This is a genomic window from Mucilaginibacter puniceus (assembly GCF_054783175.1).
Genome location: NZ_BAAGRB010000001.1, coordinates 1,393,849 through 1,417,461, shown reverse-complemented (window position 1 = coordinate 1,417,461; position 23,613 = coordinate 1,393,849). Strand labels below are relative to the sequence as shown.

22 protein-coding genes are annotated in these 23,613 nt (G+C 35.8%); 3 read left to right on the top strand and 19 right to left on the bottom strand.

The annotated features are described in order from the left end of the window. Positions 1-475: 475 nt before the first annotated feature. The 14 genes from ACYVJ6_RS06810 to ACYVJ6_RS06745 form a co-directional block, all read right to left on the bottom strand. Positions 476-1,297: an HlyD family efflux transporter periplasmic adaptor subunit gene (locus ACYVJ6_RS06810; protein WP_460693278.1), complete on the bottom strand. Its 822-nt coding sequence runs from the start codon at positions 1,295-1,297 to the stop codon at positions 476-478. A gap of 20 nt (positions 1,298-1,317) precedes the next feature. After that, positions 1,318-3,495: a peptidase domain-containing ABC transporter gene (locus tag ACYVJ6_RS06805; RefSeq protein WP_460693277.1), complete on the bottom strand. Its 2,178-nt coding sequence runs from the start codon at positions 3,493-3,495 to the stop codon at positions 1,318-1,320. Between the two features lie 7 nt (positions 3,496-3,502). Continuing rightward, positions 3,503-4,285, bottom strand: a complete 783-nt coding sequence (locus tag ACYVJ6_RS06800; RefSeq protein ID WP_460693276.1) for a hypothetical protein — start codon at positions 4,283-4,285, stop codon at positions 3,503-3,505. Positions 4,286-4,858: 573 nt separating this feature from the next. Continuing rightward, positions 4,859-5,047 carry a hypothetical protein gene (locus tag ACYVJ6_RS06795; RefSeq protein WP_460693275.1) on the bottom strand — a complete coding sequence of 63 codons (189 nt, stop codon included), beginning with the start codon at positions 5,045-5,047 and terminating at the stop codon, positions 4,859-4,861. 166 nt (positions 5,048-5,213) lie between these two features. Next, complete coding sequence (locus tag ACYVJ6_RS06790; protein ID WP_460693274.1) at positions 5,214-6,785, bottom strand: vitamin K epoxide reductase family protein; 1,572 nt, start codon at positions 6,783-6,785, stop codon at positions 5,214-5,216. Positions 6,786-6,994: 209 nt separating this feature from the next. Further along, positions 6,995-8,557, bottom strand: coding sequence for a vitamin K epoxide reductase family protein (locus ACYVJ6_RS06785; protein ID WP_460693273.1), 1,563 nt, complete (start codon positions 8,555-8,557; stop codon positions 6,995-6,997). Positions 8,558-8,595: 38 nt separating this feature from the next. Next, the gene (locus ACYVJ6_RS06780; protein WP_460693272.1) at positions 8,596-9,609 is read right to left on the bottom strand and encodes a Gfo/Idh/MocA family protein; all 1,014 of its coding nucleotides are present in this window, start codon (positions 9,607-9,609) and stop codon (positions 8,596-8,598) included. A gap of 11 nt (positions 9,610-9,620) precedes the next feature. After that, positions 9,621-10,397: an alpha/beta hydrolase gene (locus ACYVJ6_RS06775; protein ID WP_460693271.1), complete on the bottom strand. Its 777-nt coding sequence runs from the start codon at positions 10,395-10,397 to the stop codon at positions 9,621-9,623. Between the two features lie 23 nt (positions 10,398-10,420). After that, positions 10,421-11,299, bottom strand: a complete 879-nt coding sequence (locus ACYVJ6_RS06770) for a glycosyltransferase family 2 protein (protein ID WP_460693270.1) — start codon at positions 11,297-11,299, stop codon at positions 10,421-10,423. A gap of 19 nt (positions 11,300-11,318) precedes the next feature. Beyond that, complete coding sequence (locus ACYVJ6_RS06765) at positions 11,319-12,716, bottom strand: glycosyltransferase (protein WP_460693269.1); 1,398 nt, start codon at positions 12,714-12,716, stop codon at positions 11,319-11,321. A gap of 71 nt (positions 12,717-12,787) precedes the next feature. Continuing rightward, a complete protein-coding gene (locus ACYVJ6_RS06760) occupies positions 12,788-14,818 on the bottom strand; it encodes a lanthionine synthetase LanC family protein (RefSeq protein WP_460693268.1) in 2,031 nt (676 codons plus the stop codon). Between the two features lie 328 nt (positions 14,819-15,146). After that, positions 15,147-16,505, bottom strand: a complete 1,359-nt coding sequence (gene mnmE / locus ACYVJ6_RS06755) for a tRNA uridine-5-carboxymethylaminomethyl(34) synthesis GTPase MnmE (RefSeq protein WP_460693267.1) — start codon at positions 16,503-16,505, stop codon at positions 15,147-15,149. 2 nt (positions 16,506-16,507) lie between these two features. Then, positions 16,508-16,804: a type II toxin-antitoxin system RelE/ParE family toxin gene (locus ACYVJ6_RS06750; protein WP_460693266.1), complete on the bottom strand. Its 297-nt coding sequence runs from the start codon at positions 16,802-16,804 to the stop codon at positions 16,508-16,510. After that, positions 16,791-17,018, bottom strand: a complete 228-nt coding sequence (locus tag ACYVJ6_RS06745) for a hypothetical protein (protein ID WP_460693265.1) — start codon at positions 17,016-17,018, stop codon at positions 16,791-16,793. The genes ACYVJ6_RS06750 and ACYVJ6_RS06745 overlap by 14 nt, the downstream gene beginning before the upstream one ends. A gap of 106 nt (positions 17,019-17,124) precedes the next feature. Here ACYVJ6_RS06745 and ACYVJ6_RS06740 point away from each other — a divergent pair, with 106 nt between their 5' ends. Beyond that, the gene (locus ACYVJ6_RS06740; protein WP_460693264.1) at positions 17,125-18,180 is read left to right on the top strand and encodes a nucleoid-associated protein; all 1,056 of its coding nucleotides are present in this window, start codon (positions 17,125-17,127) and stop codon (positions 18,178-18,180) included. A gap of 8 nt (positions 18,181-18,188) precedes the next feature. Then, positions 18,189-18,458 carry a hypothetical protein gene (locus ACYVJ6_RS06735; RefSeq protein WP_460693263.1) on the top strand — a complete coding sequence of 90 codons (270 nt, stop codon included), beginning with the start codon at positions 18,189-18,191 and terminating at the stop codon, positions 18,456-18,458. A 3-nt stretch (positions 18,459-18,461) separates the two neighbouring features. Here ACYVJ6_RS06735 and ACYVJ6_RS06730 read toward each other — a convergent pair whose 3' ends face one another. Both ACYVJ6_RS06730 and ACYVJ6_RS06725 read right to left on the bottom strand, forming a co-directional pair. Continuing rightward, complete coding sequence (locus tag ACYVJ6_RS06730; RefSeq protein WP_460693262.1) at positions 18,462-18,824, bottom strand: DUF5655 domain-containing protein; 363 nt, start codon at positions 18,822-18,824, stop codon at positions 18,462-18,464. A 121-nt stretch (positions 18,825-18,945) separates the two neighbouring features. Then, entirely contained in the window at positions 18,946-19,740 is a 795-nt protein-coding gene (locus ACYVJ6_RS06725) for a TIGR02757 family protein (protein WP_460693261.1), read from the bottom strand. Between the two features lie 109 nt (positions 19,741-19,849). Here ACYVJ6_RS06725 and ACYVJ6_RS06720 point away from each other — a divergent pair, with 109 nt between their 5' ends. Then, positions 19,850-21,553, top strand: coding sequence for a GH39 family glycosyl hydrolase (locus ACYVJ6_RS06720; RefSeq protein ID WP_460693260.1), 1,704 nt, complete (start codon positions 19,850-19,852; stop codon positions 21,551-21,553). A 75-nt stretch (positions 21,554-21,628) separates the two neighbouring features. Here the strand turns inward: ACYVJ6_RS06720 and ACYVJ6_RS06715 are convergent, their stop codons facing one another. Genes ACYVJ6_RS06715 through ACYVJ6_RS06705 form a run of 3 tightly spaced genes read right to left on the bottom strand, consistent with a single transcriptional unit; the run spans position 21,629 to position 23,598 of the window. Further along, on the bottom strand, positions 21,629-22,042 hold the full coding sequence (locus tag ACYVJ6_RS06715; protein WP_460693259.1) for an SMI1/KNR4 family protein: 414 nt from the start codon (positions 22,040-22,042) through the stop codon (positions 21,629-21,631). Beyond that, complete coding sequence (locus ACYVJ6_RS06710) at positions 22,043-23,182, bottom strand: cystathionine gamma-synthase (protein WP_460693258.1); 1,140 nt, start codon at positions 23,180-23,182, stop codon at positions 22,043-22,045. It lies immediately after the preceding gene. Positions 23,183-23,223: 41 nt separating this feature from the next. Further along, positions 23,224-23,598, bottom strand: a complete 375-nt coding sequence (locus ACYVJ6_RS06705; RefSeq protein WP_460693257.1) for a four helix bundle protein — start codon at positions 23,596-23,598, stop codon at positions 23,224-23,226. Positions 23,599-23,613 lie beyond the last annotated feature (15 nt).

The window sequence follows — 23,613 nt, the reverse complement described above, 5'->3', positions numbered from 1 at the left end:
AAAAATCGAAAGCGATTTTCGATTTAACAACATTAAAAAGTCATCACAAATCTAAAGTGATAACATAATAAATCTGATCCGTGACGGTGACGANGAGCGGCGATTTAAGGTGTACCGTAGCATTAGGTACGGGATCATCATTTTCATCTTTTACTATCCCGTTTACATCCCTAAACTCCAATGCTGGGGGTGGCTGGTTGGCCGGTTTCGCTTGAGGTGCAGGGGCTTGAGCAAGAAGCTGAAATGACATAATCGAAACAAAAAGGCTTAGATAAATCGCTTTCATTTGAGCTTTATGTAATAGGTTTAGCGTTTGTGGTATTGTTAAACTAATTTATCATTAAGCTTTGGAGACGAGAAAATATTTAACATATTTTAACTATTCATATAATTTAAACCAATGAAAAATTAATATATGGTTTAAAAGATATGCGAAAAAGTACATTTATTGAGTTTAGCGAGGAAAAAATAATTACTATTGATTAAACTTGCTTGATAGTAAATCTTCCGTAATACTACCGAATATTTTAAAAAACACATTTGATTTTTTAGTAATTATTTCAGCTTCAAATTCATTCCAGCTTTTGATCTCAAAACCTCCGGCGATCTTGGGATTAATAAATTCAACTTTAACTAAAAAAAGATTGTTAACGGGTTCATCCGATACGAAATCAACTTTCCCTTTCATTGCATTACCCGCAGTAGAGGCGCTGGTTAATTTAACTAGCACCTCTTGCCCCACTTTTATTTTGCTAATAGTATTTTTAGGTATGTATAATACTCCATAAAACTGCTCATTAAGTGGATGTATTTTAAACATCTCTTGGTTTTTCGCGACAATACTGCGCTCTTTTACAATTGCCGAAAACCCGACCCGTCCATCACCTGTAGCCTGTATAATATATGATTTTTGGTCAATGTCTTTTTGTACCTCGATCAGGGGCTGTCCTTGCTTTACAACCATGTTTCTTTTTATAAAAACATTTGTGATATGACCAGGCGCATCGGCTACAATTGAAATTGTATTACCCAAAGACTGCAATTTCAATGGAGATTTGTATATTTCCGGATAAGGAACTAAGACCGAAATAGCCACTATGATCAAAATAATGCTAAACAACAGTGTAATTCCCCATCTTACTATCCATGATGGTACTTTAGTAATAATTTCCTGAATATCCTCTGTGTGCTTCTCTGGTTCAATGTGTTTATTAATTACTGCAATGCCATTAGGAGATATGGCCAAACTATCTACCAGCAATTTTCTTAAATCATTTATCTCATTAGGTTCGTGCATGTTTTCTTTTTATAGTTTTATTATAAGCCTAACTCTAACTGGTTTTTCACTAACTTATAATATTCGCCTTTTAATATTGTAAGCTCTTGATGGGTACCTTGTTCAATAATTTTGCCCTTATCTAACATAATTATATTATCAGCGTTACTTACAGTACTTAAGCGGTGGGCTACTACAACAACTGTACGACCGGTAAAAAATTCATTCAAATTATCCATTATAATTCGCTCATTATTTGCGTCAAGCGAATTAGTTGCTTCATCAAAAAACAAATAATCAGGATTTTTATAAACTGCTCTTGCAATAAAGAGCCTTTGCTTTTGACCTTGGCTAATGCCACTACCTGCCGACCCAATTTTTGTTTTCAATCCAAAAGGCAATTCATCTATAAAATCATTAATATTAGCTACCTTGATAGCCCGCTTCAATTTTTCCGGGTCAGGAACCTCTTCGCCTACCGCAATGTTGTTTTCTATGGTGTCCGAAAAAATAAACCCATCCTGCATAACTGTGCCGCATGCACTCCGCCAGGCTTTGAAACTTATGTTGGATAAGCTGGTTTCGCCTATTTTTATCTCACCTTTTTCCGGTTTATAAAAGCGGAGCAATAATTTTAATATGGTAGTTTTTCCGCTGCCACTCATGCCCACAATCGCTGTAGTTTTACCTTGTGGTATTGTAAGATTTATTTTCTCTAACACCGGTTCATTACCTGCTCCGGGATAAGTAAAGGTAAGATCGTTAATAGCAATAGTCTTGCTTGTTGGTAACTCATGTATCCAATCCTTGTCAACAGGTTCCTCATCTTCTAGTTCGTGCACCTCGTTTAAACGCTCAAGACTGATCTTTGCATCCTGATAACTCTGTACAAACGTCAACATTTGTTCTATAGGGCTGCTTACCTGCCCTACAATGTATTGAATAGCCATCATGCCTCCCAGTGTTATTTCTCCGTCAATAACGGCTTTAACACTTAAAAAAGTGATTAGGATGTTTTTTGCCTGGTTAATAAAAGTAGATCCGCCTTGTTGGTATTGTGTTAATGCCAGATTTTCTATTTTAAATTTAAACAAGGTGGCTTGTATCCGTTCCCAACTCCAGCGTTTTTGTTGCTCACAGTTGTTCAATTTTATTTCCTGCATACCGTTAACCAATTCAACCACATTACTTTGATTGCTGGACGAATTACTGAATTGTTTGTAGTTAAGCTCTCTGCGACGTTTTAGAAACAAGGCTATCCACCCTGCGTATATGATGGTACTGACTAACGATACCAAAAAAATAGTAGCATTGTAATAAACCAATACAAAGGTAAATATCACTAGATTAATAATAGAGAATAAGGTATTAAGCGTAGTGCCGGTTAAAAAGCTTTCAATACGTTGCTGATCGCTCATGCGCTGCATAATATCGCCAGTGGTTTTGGTTTCAAAATAACTTACCGGCAGCTTCATTAGCTTCATTAAAAAATCAGTAAGAATGGAAAGGTTAACACGCGTGCTTATATGCAGCATTATCCACGAGCGTATAAAGCTAACACTTGTACTACCTATAAAAAGCATCACTTGTGCTATCAAAATAAGATAAACAAAGCTTAGGTTACGTGTATTTACACCAATATCAACTATTGCTTGTGTCAAAAAAGGTGTTATTAATGATAATAAGGTAGCCACCCCCATACCGATCACTAACTGAGCAAATAATTTTTTATAGGCATAAAAATACCTTATAATAGAAAGCCACGATACTTTACTCTTTTTCTCATCCTCCTGTTCATAAAACAAAGGCGATGGGCTTAGCAGCAAGGATACCCCATCATGCAACTCCTTATGGCTATACCAGTTTTTTGTGAAAGTTTTTTCATCCAATTTTACTAATCCCTCAGCCGGATCGGCTATAAAGTATTTTCCGCTTTTTATTTTATACAATACTACAAAATGGTTTTGCCGCCAGTGTAATATACAGGGCAACTCAGCCTGTTTTAATTGCGAGAGGATAAGTTTCACTCCGGTAGTACGCATTCCTAACTTTTCGGCAGCTTCACTTATGGCTAACAAATTAACCCCACCCTTATTAATATGACATAATAACCTGAGCTTTTGAATAGAAACATTGCGGCCATAGTATTTTGTCACCATCCGAAGACAGGTGGGGCCGCAGTCCATTAAGTCTTGCTGTTTATAATGAGTAAAGTTCAAATTATTGCTATTTTAATAAGGTGTACTCTCCGGAAAAATCTGTTGGATATGCGCCGTATAGCGAATCTGACATTGTATTAGAGGGCATTAGTTCTGATAGTTTGGCAAGGTTAATTGATACACCGCTCCTTTCTACCGTCCCATTTACTTTGATATTATACTTAAATTTTCCGTTGCTATCTATTGCGTTTTGTAGATATTTTAACGGTATCGCAAATTCATAAATATATTTTAGCTGATCATTTACTTTTATACCAACCTGTATGTCATATAAGTTGTAGATAGGCATTAATGATTCATCTATTCCTGAAAACCCATCAATTTTAATTTGTTTAAAGGATGCATCGATCAAATTATTTAAAACGATTTGTAAGGAGTCTTTTTTACTTTTATTATCTTTAGATTTTTCAGCAAAATATAAGATATCTGATATTTTATCTCCGTTTTGATTTTGGGCGCGCAAGGGAAATGTTAATTCTGTTTTACTTTTACTATTAGATTTATGGTTGATCGTAAAGGTGATTCCGGCTTTCAGGGCTTTATCACTACCATAAAAATCATTCATACAAGCAACTAAGTATAAGTTATTTTGGTCATTAGATAGCGTATAAAGAATCCTGCTAACAGAATTGTACGCTTGAAATTTGTTTCCCCACTCTGTTGCTTTACCGTTAATTTTAACATTAGTTGGAGCTTTTACGCTGCCTTGCTGTACTTTGGGTAAATTTTGTGCTTGAGTTACAATGGTAAAAAAAACAAGTGCAAAAATGTTAAAAGTGTATCTCTTCATAATATTAAATAATTTGATTAATTTCAATGTAATTTAAATTAAGTATACGATTTTCGTCGTATGCTCTTGTTAATTATCCCTTACACAATGCAGCCACATAATCACCACTAGTAACGCACTCAAAAGCCTGCTCACCAATTGCCTGTCTCATATTTGCAACTCTGGTAAAAATTAGAGCATACGGCTTTCGTCACATGCTCTTGTTAGTTACCCTTTACATAATGCAGCTACCCAATCACTGCTATTAGCACACTCAAAAACCAACTCACCAACGTCCTGACACGCCTCGTGGGATGGACAAGATGTATACCAGGTGTAAAATGGCATTTCAGTGCAATGAGTAGGACAACAGTAATAGGTGCATCTGGTTCCATTTGCACCACTGATTTGCTTCATTTGCTCTTTAGATAGCATTTGTTTGCCATCTAATTTTAAACTAAGTTTTTTCATTTAGATTTAAATTTTAATTACCTCCATTATCAAGTATCTAGTCGATCAGTAACTTTATAAATATTAATATATTAAGCGAGATTAAAATCAGAGCATACGATTTTTGTCGTATGCTCTTCTTGATTATCCTTTACACAGGGCAGCTACATAATCGCCAGGAGTAGTACACTCAAAAACCTGCTCGCCAGCGTACTGGCACTGCTCGTTGCTCTCGCATGAGCCGTAATAAGTGTAAAATGGATAATCATCGCAATGAGAAGGACAACAGTAAAAGGTGCATCTGGTTCCACTTGCACCACTGATTTGCTTCATTTGTTCTTTAGATAGCATTTGTTTACCATCTAACTTTAAACTAAGTTTTTTCATTTAGATTTAAATTTTAACTTTGCCTCTATTATCGGGGTCGGCTTAATCCCTATCCTGTTTTAGTGAAGTTCAGGCATCTTCATGTCCGGCCGGGACAGTATTTTGCTGATATTTAAAGTAAATATTTAAGGTCGCTAAACTGGTAAATCTCGGGAAGCCGATACCCGTTAATATAAACCATGGGAGTTTCTTGAGTATTGGTAACTTCACACCATTGCTCATGAATATTTAAAAATGTTTCCACATTAGTATTCTCTATTGATACCGGATGGTTACTTGCCCATTTATTATAATTATAAGTCCCATCATACCAATTATGCAATGCTTCATTCAGCGATGAATCATTACCATTAAGCTTTATTGACAAAAGATGTGAAACAAATTCTCTGGAGGCATCGTCCTTTATTAAAAAAATAATCTGCACCTTGATATCTTCAAATTTCTCTATCCTTTCAATTAATTCTGCATGCATTCCTGCACATGCAGAACAAAATGGGTTAGAAACTACCGTAATTGTAGTTTGAGCCTCCCTATTTCCTATTATAAAGGTATCGTCATCGTTTAACAAGGAATGTTTTTGCTCTTTTTCAAGCCGGGTCTTAAACAGATCGTTATCATATTTAAATGTCCTCAACTGGCCTTTTAAAGGATTTATTAATTTTGACAGAAGTAGGTAGGGTTTTATTAGTATCCAAGCTAATACCGGCACAGCCATCCCACTAATTAAACTTATACTCTCACTTAAATTAGGTAAACTAATACCTTTCATTAAAAAAGGCATAAACGTAAAAAACTCCAGCCATAATAATGCTTGTATCACACAACATAATTTACACCATTGTTTTGCTACTCTCCATTGATGGTAAATAGAGTAAAAGGTATAGGGTAAACTAAACAAATTAAGTAAGGCAAGAAAACACAATACAGAAAAACTGTTACTGTTAAATAATAATACTAACCATGTACCGGCAAAGTAAAATAAGCCTACCTCGCTCCAACTTAATTCATCTGATACTTTTGCCGCTTTTGAGGATAATATCGCATTACAACTTTTTCTTTTGTCGCTTCCACATAGTTTTTTAACTAAGGGATTGTTAGAATCAATGCTTTGGATAATCAGTAAAACTGCAGTAAATAGTCCTACTGTCTTAAACAATGTTATTAATACAATTTGCAAATTCAGCTCATCAAAAAATGAAGATTTAAACAAAAGCCAAGCTATAAATAATACAACGCCACCTATTATAACAACCGGCACACGTAGGCTATTAACTACTTCCCTACGCCGTTTAACCGGATAATGCGTTTCCCCTGAAGTTTCATCTTTTTCGGCAACAAGCACTAGCCCTAAATACATTGCTTTAAATTCATCAATAGTTAATTTATGGTTCCTCCAATGCTCGTTTGATACAATAACCTCCTTATCATCAATACGGTTTACCAATAAAAATTTCCTTCCTGAGGTAACGGCTATAAACTCGCCATTTATTTTATCGCGTAAATTATCAAAATCAATTTCATAAGCAGCGTTAGGAATATTCCAATTAGTAAGGACGTTGCTTAAAGCTAAAAGGCTAGTAGAATCGGGATGTTTTTGCAATTCATCCTTTAATGATTGACGAGTTATTTGAATGTCTAATGCAGCCACTAACTGGCTCAATACTATAACAGAATTATCTTTCATAAGGCAGGCTTAAATTTCAATTGGTCATCTAATGTAATTAAAATTAAATTTTTAAGAAAATATTTTTAAATTTTTATTGTAAATAAAAAAAGTACAACTATCTAAATTTCAACCATTTCTATTTCATGACTAAAGTATAAGATAAAAGTTAACTATAATTTAACTGATTATTTTAATAACTATTATTTATAAATTAAAAAAGCGTATTACTAAAAAAAATACTTCAGATCGGCTGTTTTATAATTTAATTTTAGTTTTCGTCCATTAATAAATATGGCAGGCACTGATGAAACATCCGTCATTTGACACCATTCATTATTCGCAATTAAAACTCCACCAACCGTATCAATTTTATTTGATGGATACATATCTGACCAAGTATCATAGTCCTTTCGGTTTTGATTAAACCAATTATCAATAGCCTTACTTAATGACTTTTCTGTTAATGAAAGCATGTGCATCGCAACTCGCGAGTCTGGATCGTTTAAGTTTCGAGGTGTAGCAAAAACAATCTGCAGCTTAACATCATCTCTACCGGCTACCCAACCTAGGCCCTGGTAAGCTTCTGCACTCAATTTTCCATACGGTTTAAGTACTACCGTTAAGGTAATTTCGGCTTGGCGGTTTCCAAAAATAATAGAGTCTTTATCCGCTATCAGGCCATATTTTACACTTTCATTTAACGATGCCTGAAATACGTTTTTGTTGTATTTAAACTCCTGCAACTCTTTTTCTAATATTTGTAGCGTTTTAGGCAAGGTTAAATAGGACTTAATTGACGTCCATAAAACTATTGGTATTACTAATGCAATAGCCATATTAACCCAGCCTGCCAAATCCGGAATTACTATCCCTCTAGATATGAATGGCAAAAAAATAACAAACTCCAACCATAATAAGGCTTGCACCATGCAGCATAATATGCACCATTCTTTTACTACTTTCCATTGATAATAAATAAAATAAAATGTGAAGGGAAGACTTAATAAATTTAATATCCCTAGGGCGTTCAGCAACACTACATTGTCGCTATTAAATAATAGCACCATCCAGCTACTGACAAAGTAAAATAGGCCTATTTCGCTCCATGATATCAAATCATAAATTTTAGCCCCTTTTGACGAAAGAACGGCACTACAATCATTATGATATGTGCTCCCGCAAAGTTTTTTAAAAACAGGATTACTTGGCTCAAGGGATTGTATAATTAAAATTACTACAGCAGCAACACCTGCGGTTTTAAGCAATATTAGTAGCAATATGTTTGCCGTAAAATACCCAAAATGAATTATTAAAAATGTTAATAAAATTACAGCTGCGCATAATAAAATTGATGGTGTAATTAATCGATCATAAGTTTCTTTTCTACAATTTGCCTTATAATCTGCTTCGCCCGATGTTGCTTCTCTTTCTGCAACTAATATTGAGCCTGAATATATTTCCTCAAATTCTGCTATAGTTAATTGATGGTTGTTCCACTTTTCGTTTGATAAAATAGCATAGTTTTTGTCAAGATGGCTAACAACTGCAAACTCTTTATCCGATATAAATGCTATAAATGGATCTTCAATTTCGGCTCCTAAAAGTTCGTCAAATGTAAGTTGATAGGCAGCATTTGGCACCAGCCATGTGTTTAACAGATCACTTATGGCTATAAGACTATTGTACTCGGGGTGTATTTGCAGTTCATCCTTAATGCTTTTTAAGGTGACCGGTATGCTAAGTTCTTGCACAAAACGCCTTAGTACCTGGGTAAAATTGTCTTTTCTCATATAAGGTTAGGTATTTAATTTATAGCTTAACTTAGATTTTATTGTAAAAATTCTTGATTCCCAGATTCAAGTGATCGGTAAATACCTTCAATAATCTTTATATCCTTTAGTCCTTCCTCTCCAGACACACGGCTTTTTTTGTTATTATAGATACAATTGGCAAAATCATCCATTTGCAACGCTTGTTGCGTTACTTGCCGAAAATTCATTGCTCCATTGGGTGTTACGCCATTTATACCAGAGTACAAAAAGGCCGGTTCAATTTTGATATCTCCCTTTTCAGTCTTAATATAGATGTAGCTGTATAATGTATTAAAACTTGTTTTACAATGCGCTATAAATCCATTTGGAAATTCGAGGTCAAAAAAAACTGTTTCGTCAACTTCAGAGAATAATTCAGGCTTTAATTTTTCCTCTTTTGCGGTAACAGCAACCGGTTCCAACCCTGTTGTATACCTGGCTGCCTGGATAGTATATATCCCCAGGTCCATTAATGCCCCACCGCCCGCAATGGACTTGTTTAAGCGCCAGGATTTAGCATCACCACCATAAACACAGCCAAATGCTGATTCAAAAGAAATTAGTTTACCAAATCCTTTTTCTTCCAGGTTCATTATGTATTGATGGCGAGGCTCATAATGCATTCTGTATCCAATGGCTAACATTCTGTTTGATTTTTCGCAGGCAGCTATCATTTCCAAACAATCATCACTGTTGGTGGCCATTGGCTTTTCGCAAATAACATGCTTACCTGCGTATGCAGCGCGAATTACAAACTCTTTATGAAAAGCTACCGGTAGAATAACGTATACAATATCTATATCTGAATTGTGTACTATCTCATCAAAATTTTTATAGTTATATATATTTTTTTTTTGAATTTTATATTTTTTTGCCAACTGTATAGCTTCAGATAATCTATCGCTAACTAAGCCCGCTAAATAAACATTATGGGCTTTTGCCATAGCAGGAATAATTTGTTCTACTGCATAGCTGGTTAATCCAACTATAGCTATTCCTAATCTATCCCGAATCGTATTATCTTTCAGCATTATTTAAAAAATCATGCTGGTTCTTTTAATTGTTTAAACGCCTGTACTAAACCTTTTGTGTAACCTATAGGCTTGTTACCTGCATGGCCAACAGCACTAATTTCCTCCTCAATTATTTTAAGGCTTTTGTACCTACGGTTGTTCAGTGTCTTTATAAAATCTTTAATGGGTTGATTTGGCTCTAATTCACCATAGGATATGTATATATAGGCATCCAAGTCAGTAGCATCTTTGGAAAATAATTCCTCAAAATAAAAAATAAGTCCATTTGCAAAACTTGTTACTGGACTTGATAAAATATATTTACTAAATAATTGGGGGTTGTAAAAAGCAGTAAACAGCGCAAACCAAGCTGCAATAGAGCTTCCACTTAAGTACTTATTATCATTAGTTGCAAACTTGTTCTCCACAAACGGAATTATTTCATTCTCCAGAACATTTAAAAATTCAGGTGCTCCGCCACGTAGTTGTCCATCTGCTACAAATGCAGAATAATCTCTCATACTCAATTTTTGGGCCTCTTCATCGGTTTCTTGTCCGGTCCATCCAATGCCTATCAAAATCATTTCAGGTAACAAACCATCATATTGACAGCTTCCGTAAATACTAAGCATCAAACCAAAATCCCACTGTCCATTTAAAATATAAAGAACATCGTAAGTCCTATCTCCATCAAATTCTTCATATCCGTTAGGTAGCCTTACATACAAATCATATTTTTGGTTATTTACCCGCGACTGTAGGGTATATATTTGCGTTCTTTTCAGTTCTACTTTTGGATTTATCATATCTGGTCGTTACTATAAAAATCTTAAGCGGAAATTTTTTGTTTCGCGATTAATTTATCGTTTAGTTCAATAAATGTGGTGTCTAAAAATGTTTGCGTGGCAAGCGAATTATGCTTTTTGTGGAAAAGATATTTGTTATATATCTCTTCTTCAAACTTTTCCTCCATGGTTGAATCATGCGGATAATGTAAAGCGATTGCTTCTTGTGCTACTATAAACTTGATATTATTCATATATAATCTATAGCCCATATCTAAGTCCTCTACGCCCCAACGCTGGTCAAAAATTTCATCAAACAGCCCTACCCTATCCAAATAACATTTGTTTATAGATACATTACATGTTAAAAAGAAAGCCCAGGGAGCTGGCAGGTTGTTAATATCAAAATTGTACTTTTTATAATAAGGGTCACGCATGTCATCAAACATGTTGTTTTTTCGGTATTCTTTTATAGACTTACCTGGATTATCTTTATTGGTTAGCCATGCAATTTGTGCAAGATCAACTCCATACTGGTCAAAACCGACCACGTATCCTATAACAGCGCAATCTGGGCCATTTAGGTTATGCTGTTGTACATGTTCAGTAACAAAATCATTATCCAGTAAAATACCGGAATCAATTAATATAATTATATCCGCTATTGCATTTTGAATACCAATATTTCTGGCCAATGAAACCCGGTTACCCTTGTCTTCCTGATATAAATATTTTAAATTCAACAGAGAATCGTATGTTTTAACCACATCAAGTGTCCTATCTGACGATCCGTCATCTACTACTATGACCTCTATAGTATTAGTATCTAAACGCTGTTGACTAATAGATTTTAAAGTATAGTTGAGTAATTCACCATTATTATAGGTTGGTATAACGATGGTTGCTATGTATGGCTTGTTCATATTTGGGTTATTTTTATAGTTATGCCTGTTCCTCCTCAACTAATTCAATACATGCCGGCTGTTTCATTTTATTGCTAAACAATAGCTGGTCAAACAAGGTCAGAATTTCGTCCGAGTTATCGTTCGATAGTATCTCATTTTTCATTTTACGTATATTTTCTTTGAAGCTTACGTCCGTCAGTACAGTATTTATTTTGTGCTTTAACATTTTAGCCGAATCTTTTTTCACATCACCTTTTAAGCCAATTTTATGAAACTGCACTCTACATGCATTGCCTACCTGATCAATATCTTTAAAACCAGGATAAACTAACATTGGTACTTCAGCAATGATACACTCGGTTATTGTGTTCATTCCACCATGGGTAATCATTAAATCGATGTGTTTCAACAATTCTACTTGTGGCACTTTCCTAAAAACATGTATGTGCTTTGGTATATCTTTAAAAAAATGATAAGGAACCTCATATCCAATAGAAATAAAAATTTGAACGTTTGCATCGTTTCTATATAAATTGATAAGTTTTTGGTAAAATTCAGTAACGCCTTTATACCTTCCAGCATTACTGCCGAATGAACAGTAGATGAGCGCCACCTTGTCTTCAGGTTTACACGATCTATTGTAAGAAACTACTTTTTCGATGGAATATCTTATAATATTATACTTTAAGTCGTGTGAAGCTTCCTTTCTATTTTCCATTACAGACACCCCTAAATAATATTGATTGTTTTTTTTTATTCTCGGAAAATCGAATTCCAAAGGCGATGCTATAATTTCTGGTACATTGCGCAATCCAATATGAAAGTATCGGTTAAAATCAATTTCTTTAATAGGGAAATTTGTCTTTTTAGCAACTCTTATAATTGACTTTTTAGGTGGAAATCCTGCGCCAAATAAGTGATTAAAAACATACAATTTCAGATAATATTTTTTCCAATCTAGTCCAATTAATAATTTATTAATGAAGGTATTTTTTGGTAAAATTTCAGAACAAAGCGGTGGATGTAACGGTGACTGATCTAATGATACCATCGATTCAAAAATTACAAATGGAACACCTGTTTCAAAAATTGGTATTGCGTTTCTTACCATAGGGCTGTCAACCACAATAAGATCAGGATTTATATCATCAATAATCTGGGTAAACGCATTACCCTTTTCATATTGCCGACGACGCCTAATTAGAAGATTTCTGTTCACTAACTTAAAATAAAAGCTTAGCTTTTTATTTGAAGATGGTGGTATTGATGCATCGGACTCTATATAGTATTCAAACCCTTTTGATAGTACTTCTTGTTCAAATTCTTTTAGTCCTGAATAAGTAACGCGATAGTTTTTTGCTAAGAGCATTGAAGCTAGCTTGAAAGTTGCATTTAAATGACTATGCTGTTGAAGAATTTTAAATACTACGTGCATATGAAACGCTAGGTAAGGTGTGAATAATCCGCTTAAAAAAAGTAGGCTCCAAATAGAAAATATTTATTATTTCAACTAACTCTACTCGTTTTAATTTCTTCATTAAAAACATATCTATGATTTAAATATGATTGGTTAAACAACGGCAGCTTTACTGATGTCAGAACCCCATTACTCATAAAAAATCTTATTGTATCAAAATACAAATGCAATAAATAGTCAGGATCTTCCTCAGTTAACTCATTATTATCTGTAAAAATTTTATATATACTATTTACCCTTTGCGGGGTTTTGAAGCCACTAAGAACTTTATATTGAATAGATGACAATGTAAATTCTTCTCCTAATGAGAAGAGGGTATATATTTCTTTGGGAGTATCAGAAATATTACTTAGTGGAGTATTCTTCCAATTCCATTTACTGATCAGGAAATATGAATATGGGTTAAGCTTTAAAAAAATTTTCATTAACTCCGCTTTACAATTACTTTCCAATAAATTTTCGTTTTTCGAAACCTCTGTTGTACGGCATGCTTTAAAATGCCCCCAATTGATATCATTAACATTTTGAATTTTTAGTTTAGTTTTATCATACTTAAAAGCATCATCAGCTTGTGGATTTTGCAAACGCTCAATAGTCTGCAAAATGTGAGATGTTAAGGAGTTTTGTAATGACTCTAAATTTAAATCCAACATGTCAAGTTTGAATTTATCTTCAATCGCAGAAAACGTATTTGGATACCAGGTAAGGGCAATTTTGTCAACTGCATAATTTTTATTGAAGTTGTATACCTTATGGCTTCCTTTTGTATGTGGAGTATTTAAAGTAGGGAACAGTATACAATCCATGTCTCTATTTAATATTTTTAAGTAAAAATATCCAATACCTGCATTACCCATTAAAAGGCTATCATCTTCATATTCTGTTTCAATATTAAACCCAAATTGATATATCTTCTTTGCCGCTCTTTCATCTATCCCTCTTTTTGCAAGAGCCAAAGCGTTATCAAAAAAGTTCTGATTCCTTTTTGAATGAGATAGGATTAAAAATAATAAGCCCAATCCACCCTTTCCTGTAGCAAGGGTATAATTTGACAACTTAAGGGCAATATCATTTGCTTTTAATTCTCTTTCAATGCCATTGATAACAATTTCGGAATATTTATCTTTAAGCATATCATTAGCTAGTAAACGTGTAAAACTGTGCCCAACTATACCATACATCCAATTAGCACTATAATTATTTGATTTGAAATAAGTATCCTTCCCTTTCAAATAAGACTTTCTTAGTTTCACTGCACTTTTATGATCTAAATCAATTCTTAAATCCGACCAGTTGTGCTGGTCCGTATCATAATACTGATCTTCGTATTTGAGAGCTTGCATTGCTATGTATTCGTAATCTTTATTATCAAAATAATTACTTAAGTGCAAAAACAGTAAAGCTATCCCACTTGATCCCAGGGGCATACTGCATAGTGGCTTTGTACTTATACTTCTGCTTTCGGCAAAACCATTATCCCAATAAAACCCGACACTATTAGACTTAACATTCTTTAATATATGTTCAATCCCCTCATCAATAGCATCTAAAATCCAGTTTTCCTTTATCTGAATATGTAAATATAACAAGCCCAAAACGCTGCCAGCTATACCGTTATATAGATTAACATTTTGAATTGGAACCGAAGATATATCTTTGAATTGCAAAGCAATTTCAGCGGCCTTAGCATGGTGATATTCTTGTTGTGTTGTTTCAGCTATCTTAAATAATGTAAAAATGGTGCCCATTCTTCCAGAATAAAACCCATGTGTTGCAGGCTTTTTTTGACAATGATTTATTAACCAATTAGCACTGCTATTAATATATTCTAAATAAGTTTCAGAGTTGGTCGCTTTGTATAACTCGATATAAAAAAGTATAATGCCGGAAACACCAGTAGATATTGTTTCGTCTACATCCATTTCCAAATCACCTAAACTGTTTACTGAATTAACCGTTTTCCAATGAATACCATGTGAATCGATTATAGCTTTGTCGATAATTTCTTCGCCAATTTCTATGGCATTTTTGAGCAGCTCTTCTTCTATAATTTTATTCATAGGTAATAAAGCGTTAGGGTGTAACATAATAATATACCTGCAAATGACCATCTAAAGTGCTGATCAAAAGATAAATAACTGTTACTATTACAATTGGCAAACCAAGGTAATTAACTAATTGTTAATTTGCAAATTAATTTTTAATTATAGATAATTTATAATAATTGGCTTGAGATATGGTACTTATACTAAAGTTAAGGAATACAAATCGTCGCACTAAAGCATGCGTGAAGTTTGTAACACTTATAATTCGCCTATCTTGGTTAACGTTAAAATTTCATATTGAATACAACAAATCAGAATTGTGTATTACCAATAACAAATTGGATTACTTTCCGATACAAAACTTGCTGAAAATATTCTCCAGCAAATCATCAGTAGTAACAGCGCCGGTTATTTCGCCGAGGTAATACAGGGCCTGCTTGATATCCATCGACAGGAAATCAGAAGTGACATCATCAATACCATTAAGTACCCTCGATAATGATTCTTCTGTTTTTTGCAAAGCTTCCAGGTGGCGTATATTGGTAACTAAAACTTCATTACCTGATAGTTGGTCTTTAACAGCTGCCGAATATATTTTTTTCTTCAATTCGTCAATATGCTGTTTTTCTTTAGCCGATACTTGGATGACGTTTACGGGCAAAGTCGCTATTTGTTGTGGAGATAAAAGATCGATCTTATTAGCTACCAATAGTAATGTAATTCCGGGCTTTTGCAAGCTTTCAATATCACTATTAAGCTCTTCGGGTGTAATTTGCTCCGCATCAAAAACATAAAGCAACAATGCGGATTGGCTTATCTTCTCCATAGTACGCTGTACCCCTATTTGCTCAATGGTATCTGTAGCTTCGCGGATGCCTGCGGTATCTGTCAGCCGGAAGTTGATACCCTGTATATTCAGTACTTCCTCAATGGTGTCACGCGTAGTCCCCGGTATATGACTGACAATAGCCCTATCCTCATTTAATAAGGCATTTAGTAGTGTTGATTTACCTGCATTTGGTCGACCTGCTATAACGGTGTTTATACCTTGCTTAATAGCGTTGCCTAATTCAAACGATTGTATCAGCGCATTAATAACCCGTGTAATTTCGTATATCAGTTTTTTTAGCTGGTCGCGATTGGCAAATTCTACGTCCTCCTCAGCAAAATCCAATTCCAATTCAATTAAGGATGCAAACTGTACTAATTGCTCGCGCAATTGCTGTAATTGATTACTAAACCCTCCCCTTAGCTGCTGCAAAGCCACTTGCTGCGATGCTTTAGAGTTAGACGCGATCAGATCAGCCACCGCTTCTGCTTGTGACAGGTCCATCTGTCCGTTCAAAAAGGCACGCAGTGTAAACTCTCCTGCCTTTGCCGAACGGGCGCCATTTTTTATCAGCAACTTAATTATGGATTCAATAATAAATGCCGAGCCATGGCAGGATATCTCCACCACGTTCTCGCGGGTATATGATCTTGGTGCTACGAAAAGCGACGCTAATACCTCATCCAATATAATATCGCCATCTACTATATTACCAAAGTGTATAGTATGCGATGCCTGTTTGGTCAAGTCCTTTCCGCTAAAAACGCTGTTGGCAATTTTAATAGCATCCGGACCGGATAATCGTATAACACCTATAGCACCGGTTCCTGTAGGTGTGGCAAGGGCAACAATGGTATCTTCTTGATGGATCATAATTATTCAGGCAAACTTTCAGGATTTCTTTTTGTGTGAAAAATAGAAGTTACAAATACAGTAGTTAAGTTTTCGTCATACCAATAAATTATGATGAATGGAAATTTCCCCATTACCATAAAATGCAAATCGGTATCGTATCGCTTTGAATAAAGTTTAGGATTTTTAGAAATGGAATTTAATGAATATGAAACTTCTTTTCGAAATATGGATGAAAGACCTTTTTGTTGTTTTTCGTACCAATCACAAGCATCGGTTAGTTCTATTTCTGCTCGTTTAAGAAGTTTAATTGTAGGCACGATTCAAATCATCTTCAATGTCTTTCCAATCACGGGCTGTAGTTTTCCCGTCGATGAAATCTTGCTTTGTTTTTAATAGCCCATCTATATCCTCTTTAGAAAAAGAATAATCTTTATCATTATCAATCGTGTAATCTAAACCGAACCGATTTAATATTTCCTGCAAAACAGGTATATCTTTTTCGTTGGGAATACTTACCGTAAGCGTTGTCATATTCAAATTTACTAAGAAACTTCCATATAAAAATACAAAAGTCGCAAATTACAATCAACTATTAGTCATTATCCATTCACTAAAAAACTTAACTTGCGTACCAATTATGGTAACTTTTTTTGAAGCATCTTTAGATACTGTTTCGGTACATCATGTGGGTAACCAGTCGCAAAGCGAAATGTACTCGCTATCAGATCAACCACTTGTTTTAAAAGACGAGTTGATCAACAGCTTGTTAAAACAATACTTTTTGTCTTCGTTTGAAAAAGCAAACGAGGTTTATCACCTGATGCACAGCAGCGACTTAAACCTTAACGAGATATACAACTTTGTTACACAGGTATTTGATGATAAAAGCAAGTTTCATGAGGTATCTGAACAAATAGCCAAATATTTATACCAGGTAGCTAATCACCCTAAAATAAAATCGGGCGAATTATATGTGGCTTATTTCCGCAGTGTACAAATTGAAGGCGAACTACTGGATGCTATAGGCATATTTAAATCAGAAAATAAAGAAACCTATTTAAAGGTTTATCCTGATCAGGGTGGTTTCCAGGTTGATTATGAGGAAAATGCCATCAATATTAACAAACTGGATAAAGGCGTATTAATATTCAATACCGAAAAAGAGAACGGTTACAAAGTAGTGGTGGCTGATAAAGCTACCAGTGGACAAGATGCCGCTGTTTACTGGAAGGATGAGTTTTTACAGCTAAAAATTCGTAACGATAATTTTAACCAAACCAATAATACACTAAGCATTTACAAAAACTTTGTCACCAATAAAATTGATGAAGATTTTGAGGTTACCAAAGCGGATAAGATAGACTTGCTTAACCGCTCAATGAAGTACTTTAAGGATAACGAGACCTTTGACCTGGATGAATTTACCGGTGAAGTTATTGGCAATCCGCAAGCCATAGCCTCCTTTAAAACCTATAAGCAACAATACGAAGACGAATATGAAACACCTATTGCCGATAGCTTTGAAATATCAAACAACGCGGTAAAAAAACAGGCCCGGGTTTATAAAAGCGTATTAAAGCTGGATAAGAATTTCCATATTTACATTCATGGCAATAAAGAACTGATTGAAAAAGGCTTTGATGACGATAAGCACCTAAATTATTATAAAGTTTATTTTAAGGAGGAGGCGTAAAATATTAAATGGACTTAAAAGACTATATATTAACCATTCCATTCGTTGGGCATTTTGCAATGGCTATATATGTTATTATTAATTTACAAAAATCCAATCTGTTCACTAAAAGGCAAAAAAAGTACAATACTGTTCTTATCATCTGCCTCCCATATATCTGGTCTGTATTAATATATATTATGCTAAAAAAGGAAGCACGTTTCGATGAATATGGGCCACGAGATAAACCATCAAATAGTTATCATGAAAGTGGAAAAGGGTTTTTAGGAGGGCATTAATAATTACTTTTCTTCTGTGTAAGCTAACCGCATAAACTCCAATACCTCCTCATTCAAATCATCCACATTTAACATCCTAAAATGATGATTGAACTGGTTACTGCCCGGCACTTGTGCTACTTTTTGGAAGCATAAATTATCCTCGTAAGGCTGCTTAAACGGGAATACTACATGAATAAAGTTTTTTCCTAACTGTGTTACCCAGGCAATACGTTTGTGTTGATTGGATATGCCTATCATGGTTTTTGTGGACTCAACAGTTATATCGCCTATCTTTTTAAATTCATTAATAAAGTGATGATAAAGCATTAAAGTATGCGCTGATTTACCTGTTAAGAAGTGGGATATATTTTGATCTTCGCTCATATAATATAAAACTACCAAACCCTTTCATTTCGAACGAGGTACGAGGAGAAATCTATACACACGTTCGGCAGAATTGTTTATGTATAGATCTCTCACTATGTTCGAGATGACAGGTTGTTTATTACCCTACAATATCAGAAATTATCGCGTTACTTCCCCATCGTTCTTCAATTCCTAAACCAAATAAGGCAAAATCATACTTAACCGGGTCAGCTGGGTCCAATTCACGTAATTTTTCGGTTAGTTCTACAGCCGTTTGCCAGTCGGTTTGTTTGCGGGTGATGAGTTTTAGTTTACGTGCCACACGGTCAACATGCAGGTCGCATGGGCATATCAGGTCGGCGGGTTTAATTTGATTCCAGATGCCGAAATCAACGCCGCAATTATCTTTCCGTACCATCCAACGCAAAAACATATTCAGTCGCTTACAGGTTGATTTTTGTGAGGGCGATGATACATGCTTTTTTGTACGATGAGGGAAATCAGGTAAAGAGAAAAAGTAGGATCGAAAGTGGTTAAGAGATTCTTCTACTCGCATTGGAGGGCCGGGGGGCAAAAAAGCTTCTTCTAACGAATCATGATTACTGTAATGGTGCCTAAAAAAAGCTATAAAATACAGCGTATCAATATCATTGAATGTGCGGTGCTTAAATTGCAATAGCTTTTTCAGGTCGATATCCTCATGATTCATAATAAAATCATAAGGCGCGCCGTCCATCAGGGCAATTAGCTCGCGGCATTTATTAATGATAGTTATCCTTTGCCCCCAGGCCAGCGTTGCCGCCCAAAACCCCATGATCTCGATATCCTGCTTTTTGGTGAACATGCGTGGTATACAAATCGGATCGTTTTTTATAAACTCCGGGCGGTTGTATTGGGCTACTTTACTGTCAAGGAAGGATTTTATATCTATCATTATGGTTTTGTATTGCCTGCTGCTTAATGCAAAAAAACAGTCATTTATTAGCAACTTACAATTATCGCTATTTTTTATATTTGAAATAGCCTTTATAAACTACACGAACATGATATCTTACCGAAAAAAAATTAAGCTGGGCTTTGCCGTAGCAGTTTTTACTATAATAAGCTTTAGCGGCTTTGCACAAAGCCCCACTACGCCGGCTACTATTACTGTCAATTTAAATAAAGAAGTTGGCGATATGTACCCTATGTGGGCTTGGTTTGGGTATGATGAGCCTAACTACACCTATATGAAGGATGGTAAAAAATTACTTTCACATATAGCAGATCTAAGCCCTGTGCCTGTATATGTGCGTGCACATAGTTTATTAGTAACCGGCGATGGTAAACCAAAATTGAAATGGGGATCAACCAATGCTTATACCGAGGATGCGAACGGTAATCCCATTTACAGTTGGACAATTATTGACAGCATATTTGATACTTATGTTAAACGCGGCATGAAACCCTTTGCACAAATAGGTTTTATGCCCGAAGCGTTGTCAACAAACCCACAACCTTACATGCATAGCTGGACACCTGGTGGCAGATCATCAATCGCTACCGGCTGGGCCTATCCGCCTAAAGATTATAACAAATGGGCCGAGCTGGTTTTTCAATGGGTAAAACATTCTGTTGACAGATACGGCAAAAAAGAAGTTGAAAGCTGGTACTGGGAGCTTTGGAATGAACCTAACATTGAATACTGGAAAGGCACACCCGAAGAGTATTTTAAATTATACGATTATACAGTTGACGCGGTTAAACGGGCTTTACCAACAGCAAAAATAGGCGGCGCCGATGTTGCCGGAACAGGCGGCCGGGGCGGTACTAAATTTTTAACCGACTTTTTAACCCATTGCGTATCTGGAACAAATTATGTTACCGGGAAAATAGGTACACCTATTGATCTGATCTCCTTTCATGCTAAAGGTGCACCCACGCTGGTTAACGGCGTAGTGCGTATGAATGTAGGCACGCAAATGCGCGATATCCAAAAAGGCTTCAACATCGTAGCATCCTTCCCTACGCTTAAAAACTTACCTATAATCATTGGCGAGTCGGACCCGGAAGGTTGTGCGGCGTGCGGTATGGTAACCAGTCCGCAAAATGCTTACCGTAATGGCACGATGTACCCAAGTTATACTGCGGCATCTTTTGCACGTAAATATGCCTTGGCAGATGAAATCGGCATCAATTTTAAAGGAGCAGTTACCTGGGCCTTTGAGTTTGAGGACCAGCCATGGTTTTACGGTTTTCGCGACCTGGCTACCAACGGCGTTGATAAACCGGTGCTAAACGTATTCCGAATGTTTGGTAAAATGTCGGGGAAGCGGGTGGAAGTTGAAGGCAGCAGGATGTATCCCCTACGCACATTTGTTGATTCAAGCGCGCGTGGGCCACAAACCGATATTGGTGGTTTGGCGGCTAAAAGCGCTAAGGAAGCATCATTAATGATATGGAATTATCATGATATGGATATACAAGCGCCTGCAGAGCTCGTTGCGGTTACTTTTACGGGCTTAAAAGCCACCAACGTTACCTTAACACAATACCTGGTAGATAACTCGCACAGCAACTCCTATGAGGTTTGGAAAAAGATGGGATCGCCGCAAAACCCAACCAAAGAACAGATAGCTACTTTAGAAAAAGCAGGTATGCTGGAAACTGTAGGTAAACCGCAAAAACTTAAAGTAACCAATGGTAAACTAATAGTGAATACATCATTGGCGCGGCAGGGGGTTGCTTTGCTGAAGCTGGATTGGTAGATCCATACACTACGGGGCGGTTGTTTTAGGCTACATTGGAGTCTAGGAATGATTTTATATCAATTATATGGATACTTAAAATAACAACTCCGAGTCATTATCAATAAATTCAATAAATTCTTTAAATGATTTAGTAAGAAACTCAAATGGTTCCTGCTGATGATGAGAATAAGCTTTATAGATATCGCCATTTTCTTTATCAAACCCGTATTGACAAACTGAAAGAGAAAAATCGCTGAACATAATAAATCTATTTTCTTTATTATACTCAGCAATTATTCTATTTATAGACCATAATGAAATCCAAGATTCTATAAACTCAAAGTCTTCAAAACCATTTACAGCCTTATAAAAGGCTTTGAAATCCTCGGGTAACATGAAATTTAAAATGCGTTCTGCTTTCTCAATTTCAGATAAAGAAACTCCGTCGTTTACTTTGACTCCTTCATCTTTCCATTTTGAAAGGACATTTTGAACCCATGCTTCCATTTAGCTTAGTGCTTGAGAAATATCCTCCAGCAGATCATCTATATCCTCAACCCCTACGCTTAAACGCAACAGGTTATCAACTACCCCTACTTTCTCACGTTCAGTTTTAGGTATAGAGGCGTGGGTCATGGTAACCGGATGATTTATTAATGATTCTACTCCACCCAATGATTCTGCAAGCGTAAACACTTTAAATGAGGATGCTACTTTAAAAGTTTCTTGTAGGTCGGCTCCTTTTAGGGTGATAGATATCATACCGCCAAAATCAAGCATTTGCTTTTTGGCTATTTCATGGTTAGGATGGTCGGTAAAGCCCGGCCAGTATATTTTATCAACCCGTGGGTGCGTTTTTAAAAACTCGGCTATTTTACGGCCATTCTCGCAATGCGCTTTCATACGCAGGTGCAAGGTTTTAATACCCCTCAGCACCAAAAAACTATCCATCGGGCCCGGTGTAGCACCGCATGAATTATAGATGAACCAAAGGCGTTTATACAGATCCTCATCATTCAGCATCAAAGCACCCATTACCACATCCGAGTGGCCACCAATATATTTGGTTACCGAGTGCATTACCACATCAGCACCCAAATCCATTGGATTTTGCAGGTATGGCGAGGCGAAGGTATTATCAACCACCAACGTCAGATTTTTTTCTTTGGTGATCTTAGCTATGCCGGCAATATCTACAATTTGCATCGTAGGGTTGGTTGGGGTTTCCAGCCAAACCATTTTAGTTTTATCGTTGATGTAACCGCGGATCTTCTCCGGGTTTGACAGGTCAATAAAATGAAACTTGATACCGTAGTTAGCAAATATCTTGGTAAACATACGGTACGAGCCACCATACAGGTCATTACCGGTAATTACTTCATCACCCGGTAATAATAATTTCATTACCGCGTCAGTAGCTCCCATTCCGCTTGAAAAGGCTAAACCATACTTAGCGTTCTCCAAAGAAGCCAAACATTTTTCTAATGCAACACGTGTAGGGTTAGTACCGCGCGAATACTCATACCCCTTATGGTCGCCCGGCGATGCCTGCGCATAGGTTGATGTTTGATATATCGGTGTCATCACCGCCCCTGTAGTTGGGTCGGGCTCCTGCCCTGCATGTATGGCTTTAGTTGCGAATTTCATTTGTTGGTTGATTGGGTTTATTAGGTTGATTAAGTGAGTAGCTAGCTCAATTCATCAACCTTTTTCTTTTTTAGATATTGTATATAACCATTCAATAATCTGAGACAACTATCATATTCTAATTGAAACAATTGCAAATCGTCGTCAGTAATAAACTTATTGTCTAATGCAACAATTAAATGGTCAAGAGTTTCAGAAAGTGACCCCCGTGCCATAATACAAAATCGAATATTGTCCTGATAGTGAAACCTACCATGGCCTTCTGCTAAGTTATTACCTATTGATCTTGATGAACGGACAACTTGGTCTACTAACCTATATTTTTCATTGTCCGGAAATTTCTTAGTTAATTCTGTAATCCAATTACGAATCTTTCTTGATTGTTTCCAAACTTCTAATTCTGTAAATGAGGCCATGGGTAGTTGATTGGG